General features: G+C 66.0%; 11 protein-coding genes. 8 read left to right on the top strand and 3 right to left on the bottom strand.

The genetic code is table 11. The features are described from left to right. The first annotated feature begins 50 nt into the window (after nucleotides 1-50). Entirely contained in the window at nucleotides 51-971 is a 921-nt protein-coding gene (locus JW876_07290) for a right-handed parallel beta-helix repeat-containing protein (protein ID MBN1885307.1), read from the top strand. Nucleotides 972-1,148: 177 nt separating this feature from the next. Here the strand turns inward: JW876_07290 and JW876_07285 are convergent, their stop codons facing one another. The 3 genes from JW876_07285 to JW876_07275 all read right to left on the bottom strand — a co-directional run bounded on the left by JW876_07285 (nucleotide 1,149) and on the right by JW876_07275 (nucleotide 4,249). Then, entirely contained in the window at nucleotides 1,149-1,901 is a 753-nt protein-coding gene (locus JW876_07285) for a hypothetical protein (GenBank protein ID MBN1885306.1), read from the bottom strand. A 913-nt stretch (nucleotides 1,902-2,814) separates the two neighbouring features. Further along, nucleotides 2,815-3,474 carry a methyltransferase domain-containing protein gene (locus tag JW876_07280; GenBank protein ID MBN1885305.1) on the bottom strand — a complete coding sequence of 220 codons (660 nt, stop codon included), beginning with the start codon at nucleotides 3,472-3,474 and terminating at the stop codon, nucleotides 2,815-2,817. Then, a complete protein-coding gene (locus JW876_07275; GenBank protein MBN1885304.1) occupies nucleotides 3,467-4,249 on the bottom strand; it encodes a hypothetical protein in 783 nt (260 codons plus the stop codon). Before JW876_07275 ends, JW876_07280 begins: the two co-directional genes overlap by 8 nt. Before the next feature lie 637 nt (nucleotides 4,250-4,886). On the opposite strand from JW876_07275, the gene pyrR reads away from it, so the two are divergent. From pyrR to pyrF, 7 genes are all read left to right on the top strand, one after another. Further along, nucleotides 4,887-5,744 (top strand): bifunctional pyr operon transcriptional regulator/uracil phosphoribosyltransferase PyrR, encoded by an 858-nt coding sequence (pyrR, locus tag JW876_07270; GenBank protein ID MBN1885303.1) that lies wholly within the window; start codon nucleotides 4,887-4,889, stop codon nucleotides 5,742-5,744. Nucleotides 5,745-5,781: 37 nt separating this feature from the next. Then, on the top strand, nucleotides 5,782-6,732 hold the full coding sequence (locus JW876_07265; GenBank protein MBN1885302.1) for an aspartate carbamoyltransferase catalytic subunit: 951 nt from the start codon (nucleotides 5,782-5,784) through the stop codon (nucleotides 6,730-6,732). Nucleotides 6,733-6,753: 21 nt separating this feature from the next. Next, nucleotides 6,754-8,061: a dihydroorotase gene (locus JW876_07260; GenBank protein MBN1885301.1), complete on the top strand. Its 1,308-nt coding sequence runs from the start codon at nucleotides 6,754-6,756 to the stop codon at nucleotides 8,059-8,061. Nucleotides 8,062-8,125: 64 nt separating this feature from the next. Next, entirely contained in the window at nucleotides 8,126-9,898 is a 1,773-nt protein-coding gene (locus tag JW876_07255; GenBank protein MBN1885300.1) for a tetratricopeptide repeat protein, read from the top strand. Beyond that, the gene (locus tag JW876_07250) at nucleotides 9,895-10,701 is read left to right on the top strand and encodes a hypothetical protein (GenBank protein MBN1885299.1); all 807 of its coding nucleotides are present in this window, start codon (nucleotides 9,895-9,897) and stop codon (nucleotides 10,699-10,701) included. Before JW876_07255 ends, JW876_07250 begins: the two co-directional genes overlap by 4 nt. Next, on the top strand, nucleotides 10,698-11,588 hold the full coding sequence (locus JW876_07245) for a dihydroorotate dehydrogenase (GenBank protein ID MBN1885298.1): 891 nt from the start codon (nucleotides 10,698-10,700) through the stop codon (nucleotides 11,586-11,588). The genes JW876_07250 and JW876_07245 overlap by 4 nt, the downstream gene beginning before the upstream one ends. A gap of 69 nt (nucleotides 11,589-11,657) precedes the next feature. Next, nucleotides 11,658-12,100, top strand: a 443-nt coding sequence (gene pyrF / locus JW876_07240; GenBank protein ID MBN1885297.1) for an orotidine-5'-phosphate decarboxylase, incomplete at its 3' end; no start/stop codon positions are given.

The following is a 12,100-nucleotide window of genomic DNA, read 5'->3' as shown; positions in this document are numbered from 1 at the left end:
CATACAATATGTGCGGAAGTACACGGGATCGACGCAGAAGAGGCACACGCATGCATGGGCGTATCGCCGTTACGACAATCGTTGCATCGATCCTGATCGTATGCGCGCCGGGGAATGCCCCGGCGCGGAGCTGGCTTGTCCGTCCCGACGGGTCGGGGGATGCGCCGACGATCCAGGCGGCGATCGACGGCGCCGCTCCGGGGGACACGATCCTGCTCGCTCCCGGCGTTTACGACCAGCCCACCATCAACTGCCGGCGGGACAGTCTCGCGATCGTCGGCGTCGCCGGCGCGGCAGAGACCATGCTCCGGAACGGCATGTCTCCGCCCCCCATCCTCGAGGTGGGGGAGTGGTTCCGCACGAAGCGCCGGTTCTCCATCGCCGGCGTCACCTTCGCGGACAGCCCTGCGCTGGCTCTCTGCGTGCGGTTTTTCCAGGACGTGACGATCGAGGACTGCATCTTCACCGGGAACGGGCTCTTCGCGCTGTTCGTCGAGACATCGGCGGGGGTCATCATCCGCGACAACCTCTTCTACGCGGGAGCCGGCGGCATCTGCGTCGACGGCGCGGCGGAGATAACGGGCAACACGATCGCCTTCAACGGCGGGACCGGCCTGGACGGCGGCGCGTCCGCGGCGAGATGCAACCTGATCGTCGGCAACGGTGTCGGCGTCGTCTCGGCCGCGCCGGATTCGACCTTCCGGTGCAACGACGTGTACGGGAACGGCACGGACTACCTCGTGGGCGACGATCCGACCGGTCTCCGCGGCAACATCTCGGCATTTCCGGCGTTCTGCGCCGCCGATCCGTCCGGAACGGGGAATTTCCTGCTGCAGAGCTGCTCGCCCTGCGCCCCGGGCAACCACCCGGCCGGCGTCGCGTGCGGGCTCATCGGCGCCCGCCCGGTGGGGTGCGGGCCGACGGCGGTCTCGCGCGCCTCCTGGGGCGCGATCAAGTCCCCGCCGCGCTGAAACGGGCACGTCATCATGAAAAGGGAGCACAACACATGCGCTCACGAACCATGACATACATCCTGGCCGCGGGGCTCCTGGCCTTCCTGGCCGTCGGCGGCCTGGTCTCCTGCTCGGACGACGCGAGCCCGATGGGACGCGTCCGAGCGGTCCATGTTGTAGCTCTCCACGCGTATGTTAGCCCATGTTTTCTACAGCATCAATCAGCGCCACATGATCCTCATACGGCAATTCCGTGCTGAAGAAGAAGATGCGGTCACTGTAATCCTCAAAGCTCTGCACGTTGATCCTTACCTTGTGGTTTGTCATCTTGTAGTACTTGGTGGGTATGAAGACATGGAACACCAGTTCGCTCGGTACAACAAATATGTCCTCCTGTCCCTTGTACAGTCTTTCATAGTAGTCGTCGGTTATGGATATGATCCCGTGAGTCCCCTTTGCCAGTGTCCCGGACAACGGTGACACGATTGCCTTGGAGTCAAAACGCCTCCACGACCGCAGGATCTCCTGCATCTGGTCGGAAAACACGCCGTCAAGAGTTGTAGACAGTTGAACTCTGGTAACGGTTTTGTACTCAACATATTCGATACCGCTGAAAAGATCAGATTCCTTCAACCCATAGAGGGTTTCAAGAAGTGAGATAAGTACGGCAATGGCGTCCTTCGTCTCTCCGCCCAGAAGGTCAATTGAAAGACGATTCTGGGAGGAGTACAGAGTCGTGGCCCTCACCTTGACGTCGGGGCGGTCTCTCAAATGGCCAGCCTTGGCCACGAAGTCTCCATCCTTGTCAAGATCTGCCTCCTGAAACCGGAAAGCGTCCTTTGATTTTTCGACCTTTGAATCCAACGGCTTCTGCAATCGTATAGAAAACTCCTGCTTTACGTGAACGATAACCTGACAAAGATTATATGGTGCAAGTATGGTTGCCATGGTGTCTACCTCGCTTTGTTTCTGGTGTTCAGTTTGGACAGAATATCCTTCACGCTTGGATCTGACATAACTCCTCCTTCTAATTTGCCATCCGTTTCTCTTTTATTGTCGAGTTCACTTGATGTTTCTTGGTCTAATACCGTCGAGATTAGCTCAGGTCTTTCAATACGCAATCGTTTCTCAATGGCAGCGACAGTGCGTTTGCATCGGAGAATTGTTTGAGCTTGGGCATTCTTACTCTGTCTGTGCGTTCGACCCAGTGCCCACGCAGTGAGCAGAAGTCCCGTGCACAGAGCAAGAGACACATAGGCGACGTTTGAGCTTGGGGATGCAGAGAAATGGTAGAAAATGTTCGAGATTAATAGACTCCCACAGAACCCGATTATGCCCCACTTCCCGTTGGCGTTTGATTCTCGGACTGGGTGAATCGCGTCAATATCTTCCTTCAACCGATCCCATTGGTCTTGGTCAACCGGGACGATGTCTGGATTGACAAAACCTTGGACTCGTCGTGTTTGCTTCTCCATATCCGTCTCCGTGTTCATGTGGGCTAACGGCGCTGCGGATCGGCGGTGGGCGGGAGCGTGAGCACCGCTAACGCGGACGCCCATCCGTCGCAGCCGCACGATGGCTGGCGCGAAGCGCCGGACAGCGTGCGGATGGAAATCCGCAGCGCCGATGGCGCGGAAACGCGCGCAACCAATCCAACTCTCACGATCAACCCTTACCTGACTTCAAAGCCCCGTGTCGCACGTCTGGCCGGCGCGTCTTGTCCGCGCCATCGCTCGTGAATCAGCCGCGAGCGAAGGGTGGCGCGGGGTGTGCTGGCGTCGCGAAGCGACGCCCCCCTTGCAGTCACCGTGACACCCGAGATCGTCGGCTGCATTCACCAGTTAGGCCCCACGGCCGTGCATCACGCACGGCGCATCACGAGTCCGATCTGGCGGTAGTTCGACAGGTCGTCCACAAGATCGAAATCCCGGCGCATGATCCACTTGGCGAGCGCAGACGAGTCCCCGAAGTTCCGATAGAACGTGTGGACACCGTGATGAGCGAACACATGACCGTCCTTGAACTCATTGTCGTGAGTGCAGCGACGCAGGATGCTGCTGTCGTTGCGCGGCACCACCAGGACAAAAAGGCCGTCGGGTCCGAGGTGCCTGTGCGTAGCATCTAGGAGAGCTCTCCTGGTCCCGGGCGGCACTACGTCAAACACTGCGACGCAGAAGACAGCGTGGACTCGGAGAGACTTCGCTTTGGCGAAGGCGCCGAACTCAATGACAGAGAGCTTCTCACCCTTGCGCTTCCGGAGGCCGTCGACGAACATCGGTATCGTGCTCGTCGCACTGCCCAGCTTGTGCGTCGCCGAGAGCTGATGAGCTGTGTCAACCAAGGTGATGTCTCGATAGCACTCACGTAGGTGGACCAAGTGCCTCAACTTGCCGCATCCAAGGTCAACGACGCGCGCGCACTCTGGGGAGTAATCCGACATCCGGCTGAGCAGCTTGATGAACATCGGATTGGGCTGAGCGTTGATTCGCTGGGCGCTGTAGTCAGATCTAATCTCAGGCATCTGCGAGTTCCTCTCCATGCTTAACGAGGAAACCACTGAGCGCCTCCTCGAACTCCGCTTTGCAGGTCGAATGAACGGCGTTGATCTCCGCCTGGGTTGCACGAGTCAAAGGACTTCGGAGACCCCTGCCAATCATCCTGCTGACCGCGAAGGCGACGACTGACAAGCCCCAGACCCAGAGCACGGATCCCGTGATGCCGGTGTCTGTGAAGATGATGACGAGGAGCCAGTAGATGGCGCTCGCGAGGATGAGCAAGAGCGTGGCTACCTCCGCCAGTTGGAACAGCCAGTACTTGGTGACTCGCTCGTAGAACCGCACGACGAGGTTCGTACTGATCTTGGTGTGGCGATCTCCCACGAACTGGTAGAAGTGAAGCCACATGAAGTCCTTTGCATCGCTCCGCGCGAGTTCTATGGTGCGCTCTGGCACTCGGCCGGAGTAGGGGGCGAGAAGGGCAGGCATGATGAACTCGGAGTCGTAGTGCCGCCGCCAGCGCACGATATAGTGGTCGTACAAGTGATCGTGGATCTCGAGCAGGTGAACAAGCACGACCGACATGATTCCGCCGACTGCCACCGCGGCAGCGAACTTGCCGAGAATGCGTACCCACTCGACAGTCCCAGGAACAAGCATGGCAATGAAGTACCTATGCTCTGGGGTGAGCACGTACTGCCACGAAACGAAGACGCACACCGCCCAGAAGGGGACTGACCAATTCGCCAGATTCGTTCGTACATCCTGGTAGTGATCAAACTTGGGCTTCAAAGCTGCCAAGAGTGTCTCCTTTCCATGTCGCCGTGGGGCCTAACGGCGCTGCGGATCGGCGGTGGGCGGGAGCGTGAGCACCGCTCACGCGGACGCCCATCCGTCGCAGCCGCACGATGGCTGGCGCGAAGCGCCGGACAGCGTGCGGCTGGACATCCGCAGCGCCGATGGTGCGGCGCGAAGCGTCCGCGCCATCGTATAGTATACAGAACTGTGTATGCAGATTAGCAGCCCCACAGGTGCCGGATAAATATATCACAACTCCAGGGGAATATGGGTAACGTATTTTAAATCAGGCGCAAAATAATAGCGTAAACGATCATTAACAGTATTAGACTGCGAGCGGGCACCGTCTAATTACATTATCACCAAGAACTTGAATTCTCTGAATCCCCGCCGCCGATCCGGGCGTCATCGATATTTTCCGGTTTTCGGGCCACCGGCCGGGCCCGACCAGGCCCCCACCAAGAATTCGGTTGCATCCCCCAGCGCCCTCGTGTAGTATCCCCCTCGAACGAGCCTTTTAATCTGGTCCGGGAGGCCAGAAAAGGATCGATCGGGCGTCAACGCGCGCGAGCCCTCCTCGACCTCCCCGACCGGGAGGATTTTTTTTGCCCGCCCGCACCGAGGAGGTGCCTCGTTGAAGATCCTTCGCAAAGCGGTGGTGATGGACGAGATGCAGATCCGTCGCACCATCATGCGCATCGCCCACGAGATCGTCGAGCGCAACCGGGGGGTCGACGGCCTGATCGTCGTCGGCATCCGCAAGCGCGGCGTGCCGCTCGCAGAGCGGATCGCCGCGGCGATCCGCGAGTTCGAGGGCACCGACCTGCCCGTCGGCGCGCTCGACATCACCCTCTACAGAGACGACCTGCAGATGATCGACCGGAACCCCGTCGTCGGCCACACCGAGATCGGCGTCGATCTCGACGGCCGGACGGTCGTCCTCGTCGACGACGTCCTCTTCACCGGCCGCACCGTCCGCGCGGCCCTCACCGAGCTCATCGACTTCGGCCGCCCCGAGGCGATCCAGCTCGCCGTCCTCGTCGACCGGGGGCACCGCGAGTTCCCGATCCGTGCGGACTTCGTCGGGAAGAACGTGCCCACCTCGCAGAACGAGACGGTCGAGGTCCTCCTCTACGACACCGACGGCGAGGAGCAGGTCGTCCTGAGCGACGTGATCCTCGACGAGCCCGGCGACGAGCGGGGAATCGAGTTCGACGGCGAGCCGGCGCCGGACGAGACCGGCCCGGCGCGGAAGGCCGCGAAGAAGCCGGCGGGCAGGGCGGCCGCGAAGCGGAAGGCCGCCCCGAAGAAGGCCGCGGCGAAGCGGACGCCGGCGAAGAAGGCGGCGAAGGCGAAGCCGTCGACCGCGAAGAAGCGGCCGAAGACGAAGACGAAGGCCAAGGCCAGGACGAAATCGAGGACGAAAACGAAGTCCAGGACGAAAACGGACCGCAAGGCCGCGGCGCCGAAGCGTGCGCCGCGCAAGTCGAAGGGATAGACACGATCTCCGCGACGGAGAAAGGGGGTAGGACGGCGTGCAGTTCAAACGCAAGGACCTGCTGGGGCTGGAATACCTGACCGCGGAGGAGATCAATCTCATCCTCGAGACGGCCGGTTCCTTCAAGGAAGTACTGGACCGGAAGGTCAAGAAGGTGCCCGCCCTCAGGGGGGTCACCGTGGCGAACGTCTTCTACGAGCCGAGCACCAGGACCCGGATGAGCTTCGAGCTCGCCGAGAAGCGCCTCAGCGCCGACGTGATCAACTTCTCGAAGGCGACCTCCTCGGTGGCGAAGGGGGAGACCCTCCGCGACACCGTCGAGAACATCCAGGCGATGAAGGTGGACATCGTGGTCATGCGGCACGGCTCCTCGGGGGCGCACAGGTTCATGTCGGAGTTCCTCGACGCCTCGATCGTGAACGCCGGCGACGGCCAGCACGAGCATCCCACGCAGGCGCTCCTCGACATGCTGACCCTGCGCCAGCGCTGGGGGACCTTCACCGGCAAGAAGGTGACGATCATCGGCGACATCATGCACAGCCGCGTCGCCCGCTCGAACATCTGGGGGCTCACGAAGCTCGGCGCGCAGGTGACCCTCTGCGGCCCGCCGACGATGATGCCCGTCGATATCGAGAAGCTCGGCGAGGGGGGCGTCTCGGTCGAGTACGACCTCCGCAAGGCGGTGGCCGAGGCCGACGCCATCAACATCCTGCGGATCCAGCTCGAGCGCCAGGACGCCAGGCTCCTGCCGAGCTCGCGCGAGTATTTCGAGGTCTTCGGGGTCGGGCCCGAGGCGCTGCGCGCCGCGCCGGAGCACTGCCTCGTGATGCACCCGGGGCCGATGAACCGCGGCGTCGAGATCAGCCAGGAGATCGCCGACGGCGACCGCGCCGTCATCCTGGAGCAGGTCACCAACGGCGTGGCAGCGCGGATGGCCGTGCTGTTCCTCATCGCCGGCGGCAAGATCGAGGAAGACGACATCCAGTAAGAGAGGAGCGGGGGAGAACACATGATCAGCTGGAAAGACAAGAAGGAATTCTGGATCGCGGGAGCGCGGATCGCCGACCCCGCCGCGAAGAAGATCAGGTCCGGCTGCCTGCTCGTCCGCAAGGGCGCGATCGCCGAGATCGCCTGGCAGAAGGAGGTCGACACCGACCTGCCCGTGCTGGACGCCGCGGGGATGCTGCTCGCGCCGGGCTTCGTCGACGTCCACGCCCACCTGCGCGAGCCGGGGCACGAGGAGAAGGAGACGGTCGCCACCGGCACGGCGGCCGCGGCCGCCGGCGGCTACACGGCCGTCTGCTGCATGGCCAACACCGACCCGGTCGTCGACGACCCGAGCGTCGTCGAGTACATCCGTTGCCGCGCCGCCGAGGCGGACAACTGCCGCGTCTACCCGATCGCCGCCCTCACGAAGGGGCTCGGCGGGGAGGTCATCTCCGAGTACCGCCTGCTCAGGGACGCCGGGGCGGTCGCCCTCAGCGACGACGGCAGGTGGGTGGAGAACAGCCGCACGATGCGCACGGCGCTCGAGTACGCCGGGATGTTCGACCTGCCCGTCGTCTCGCACTGCGAGGATCACCGCCTCACGGCGAACGCGCAGATGCACGAGGGGTTCCAGTCGACGCGGCTGGGGCTCAAGGGGTGGCCGGCCGCCGCCGAGGAGATCGCCGTCGACCGCGACGTCCGCCTCGCCGAGCTCACTGGCTCCCGCCTCCACCTCGCCCACCTCTCGACGGCCGGCTCCGTCAAGATCCTCAAGGCCGCGAAGCGCGCGGGGGTCCGGGTCACGGCCGAGGTCACGCCGCACCATCTCACGATGGACGATTCGATGCTGGAGACCTACGACCGCAACCTCAAGGTCAACCCGCCCCTGCGCGGAGGGACGGACATCGCCGCCCTGCGAGCGGCCTTGCGGGACGGGACGATCGACTGCATCGCCACCGACCACGCCCCGCACACGGAGATCGACAAGCAGGTGGAGTTCAACTACGCACCGCCGGGGATGATCGGCCTGCAGACGGCCTTCGCCCTGCTCCACACCGAGCTCGTCCTCACCGGCGAGCTCGAGCTCGTCGACCTCGTCCGTCTCCTCACCCTCGGGCCGGCCGAGACGCTCGGTTTGCCGGGCGGACGCCTCCAGGCGGGCGATCCGGCCGACCTCGTCCTCATCGACACCGACGAGGAGTGGGTTTTCGAGAAGGAGGCGATCCTGTCGCTCTCGCGCAACACGCCCCTCGTCGGGCGGCGTTTTACCGGGCGCGTCCAGGGCATTTTCCTTGAGGGGAACTGGCGAAGCGTTATACTTGACGGGTGAGGGGGCGCGCCGCGCGTCCCCGCCGCCCCGAACCGACCCCGGGAACCGGAGGGTGGAGGCAGCCGTGAAGACCGGATACCGCAGGGCGGGCCTTGTCGCCGTCGTCGTCGCCGCGGCCCTCGCCGCGTCGTGCGCCTACTTCAACACGCTCTACAACGCGCGCCGCATCTACGGCGAGGCGGAGGAGCAGCGCATCCGGGCGGACGGCGACGAGCGGGCCGCGCGCGACAAGTACGAACAGGTCGTCACGAAATGCGCCTCGCTCGTCGCGAACTATCCCGACAGCCGGTGGGTCGACGACGCCCTCTTCCTCATGGGGCAGGCCCTCATCCGGCAGGGGGATCTCAACAAGGGGATCCGCAAGTTCCAGGAGATCCAGGCGAACTACCCCGGGAGCAACTACGCGCCCCGTTCCTCATACTGGCTCGCCTACGCCTACTACCGGAAGCGCGACTACAGCCAGGCCACCTCGCTCGTCGAACGGTTCCTCGAGGAGCATCCGAAGAGCGATCTCCGGTACGATGCGATGTTCCTCGCAGGCGACATCTACCTGGCGACCGAGAACGTGGAGGCCGCGCTCTCCTACTATGCCCGCGTCGCCGAGGAATCGAACGACCGCGACCGCGTGCAGGAGGCGGTCGTCAAGAGCGCCGAGCTGTACTACTCGCGGGGGGAATGGGAAGAGGCGGCCGCGGGCTACGAGAAGGTGCTGCGGGGCGGGATGAGCCCCGAGCGGCGGCGCGAGATATCGATCCTCCTCGGCGACTGCTACACGCGGATCGGGAGATGCGACGAGGCGATGGCGATCTTCGACCGGCTGCTCGTCGAGGTCGCGACGACGCGCGACCAGCCGCCGCTCATCCTCGGGCGCGCGGCGAGCTTCGTCTGCATGGATTCGCTCGAGAGCGCGCGGGAGACGTACGAGGACATCGCGAAGCGGTTCCCGAAGTCCACCTATTCGGCCGAGGCCTTCTATCGGCTGGGCGTCATCTTCGAGGAGAAGATGGACTCGCTCTCGCTCGCGCAGGAGGCCTTCTCGAAGGTGAGCGTCGAGTACGCCAACTCCGATTTCGCGCCGTTCGCCCTCCAGAAGGCGACCAGCCTGAAGCGCCTGATCGAGCTCGAGGAGTCCCGCGGCGGGGAGACGACCGTCGAGCAGCGCGCGGAGCGGCGGTTCCTCGCCGCGGAGATCCAACTCACGCGCCTCGAGAAGGTCAAGGAGGCGATCGTCGACTACCAGGCCGTCGTCGACAGCTTCCCCGGCTCGAGCTTCGCCCCGCGCTCCGCCTTCGCGATCGCGTGGATACACGAGAAGAAGATGAAGGACGTGGCCGAGGCGGCGCGCCTCTACCGCGGGATCGCCAGGCGGTTCCCGCGTTCGCCGCAGGCGCGCGGGGCGGTCGACCGGCTCGGCGATCTGGGGATGGCGTCGCTCAGGGACAGCCTCGCCGCCTTCGTCGACTCGGTGGCCGCAACGGCCCCGCCCGTGGACACGACCGCCGTCGATTCGGCCGTCGTCGCGCCGCCGGTCGTGGCCGACACCGCGACGATCGCGCCGCCGCCGGCCGCGCCCGATACGTCGACCGCGGTCGTTCCGCCGACGCCCGCTGCGCCCGACACCACGCGCATCGCGCCGATCGTCGTCCCGGATTCGACGGCCGCGGCGCCTGACACGTCCGCCGCCCCGCCGGACACCGCGCGGGCCGCCGCGCCCCCGCCGCCGCCGGCGGACACCACGGCCGCCCGCCCCCCCGATCCCGACGCTATCCGCCGCGCGACGACCTATCCGTCCGCGCCCGACACGTCCGCGGCCGGCCGGAAGGGTGAGGGATCGTGACGGGCCGGGGCCGCTTCACCGCGCACGTTCTCCGCAGGAAGGCGCTGTCGCAGGCGACGACGATGCTCGTCACCGAACGTCCCGCCGGATTCCCCGAGGCCGAGCCGGGGACCTTCGTCTCCTTCCTGGCGGGGGAGGGGGCCTCGTCGATCCTTCGCCGCCCCTTCGGGATCATGGACCTCTCGGCCGATGCGATCACCTTCGTCGTCAAGGTCGTCGGCGCGGGCTCGAGGTGGCTCGCGGGGCGCGCCGCGGGCGACGCGGTCGATTTCGTCGGCCCCCTCGGCGGACGGCTCTTCGCGCCCCCGCCCGCGGGACGCGCCGTCTTCGTCGCCGGCGGGACGGGGCTCGCCCCGATGATCTTCGCCGCCAGGAGCTGGCGGCGCCGCGGCCTGCTCGAACGCGGCGTCCTCCTCTTCGGCGCGAGCTGCGAGGAGGAGCTGATGCGCGGCGCGCTCGAGGACGAGTTCGACGAGACGCACTTCGCCACGATCGACGGCTCCGCCGGCTTCGAGGGGGACGTCGTCTCGCTTTTCGCGAGCCTGCTCGACGACGGCAGCCTCGCCGCCGGAGGCATGCTCTATTCCTGCGGGCCGTCGGGGATGGTCCGGGCGCTGTGCGAGCGCGCCGGGACGGCGTTCGAGGGGCACGAGACCTCGCTCGAGACGGTCATGGCCTGCGGCGTGGGCGCCTGCCGCGGCTGCACCGCCCCGCTCAGGGGAACAGACCGCTTCGCCGCTGTCTGCTCGGACGGCCCCGTCTTCGACGCCGACGGGATCGACTGGGAGGGGTGGGATCGATGACGACGCGCCTGATCGGCCTCCGGATCGGCCCGGCCTCCTTCGAGAACCCCGTGATGCTCGCCTCGGGGCCGGCCGGCTACGGGGAGGAGTACGCCGGACTCGTCGACATCGCCGCGGTCGGCGCCGTCGTAACGAAGACCGTCTCGCTCCATCCGCGGCCGGGCAATCCCGGCCCGCGGCTCCAGGAGACGCCGGCCGGGCTCCTCAACAGTGTCGGGCTCGAGAACGTCGGGGCGGAGGTTTTCTTCGACCGCAAGCTTTCCGCGCTCCTCGCGGCGGGGGGAAGGGCGGTCGTCAGCCTCGCCGGGGAGGACTGGGAGGAGTACCTGCCGCTCCTCGACCGGACGGCGGCGGCGACGGGTTTCGACGCCGTCGAGCTCAACCTCTCCTGCCCGAACGTCTCGCGCGGCGGGATGGCGGTCGGCGTCGATCCGGCGCTCGTCGAGCGCTACGTGGCGGCGGCCCGCGAGCGGCTGCCGGGGCGCGCGGTCTTCGCCAAGCTCACGCCGAACGCGGGGGATCTCGCCCCGCTCGCGCGGGCGGCGGAGGCGGGAGGCGCGCACGCGGTCACGGCGATCAACACCGTCCTCGGGCTCGACGTCGACACGGCGCGCCGGCGGTTCGTCTTCGACCGCGTCACGGCGGGGCTCTCCGGGCCGGCGATCCTGCCCGTCGCTTTGTGCGCGGTCTGGCAGGCGGCCCGGGCCGTGTCGATCCCCGTCATCGGCGCCGGCGGGATCGCCTCGGTCGACGACGCGCTGAAGTTCTTCATGGCCGGGGCCGCCGCGGTGCAGGTGGGCACCGGCATCTTCGCCGACCCGGACCTCCCCGCGCGCATCGTCGGGGCGCTCCGGGCAAACGGCGTGCCGGCGGCCATCGACGGCTGATCCGGGATCGCGGGCGCCGGCGACCGGCGGCGCCTCCCCGGCGACATATAATAAGGAAGGGAAAACGGGATGGACACACAGGCGCGCACGCCGGAGATCATCGCGGCGCTCGACGTGGAGGATCGCGGGGAGGGGCTCCGACTCGTCGAGGCCCTGTCGGGCACGATCTCCTTCTTCAAGCTGGGCAGCCGGCTCTTCACCGCCGAGGGGCCGGGAATGGCGCGGGAGATCGCCGATCGCGGCGGCCGCGTCTTCCTCGATCTCAAGTTCCACGACATCCCCGCCACGGTGGCCGGGTCGGTGCGCGCGGCGAGCGCGCTCGGCGTGCGGATGATGACAATCCACGCCTCGGGCGGCCTCGAGATGATGCGCGCTGCGGCCGAGGCGGCCGCCGAGGGGGCCGCGGCGGCGGGGACGGAGCCTCCCCTCGTCGTCGGCGTGACCGTGCTCACCTCCCTCTCCCGCGAGGACTTCGACGCGACGACGCCCCTCGCCGGCGACGTGGCCGATCT

It is taken from the genome of Candidatus Krumholzibacteriota bacterium (genome assembly GCA_016931295.1).
GTDB lineage: Bacteria > Krumholzibacteriota > Krumholzibacteriia > Krumholzibacteriales > Krumholzibacteriaceae > JAFGEZ01.
The sequence above is the reverse complement of the archived record's forward strand: the minus strand, read 5'-3'. Positions and strand labels throughout refer to the sequence as shown.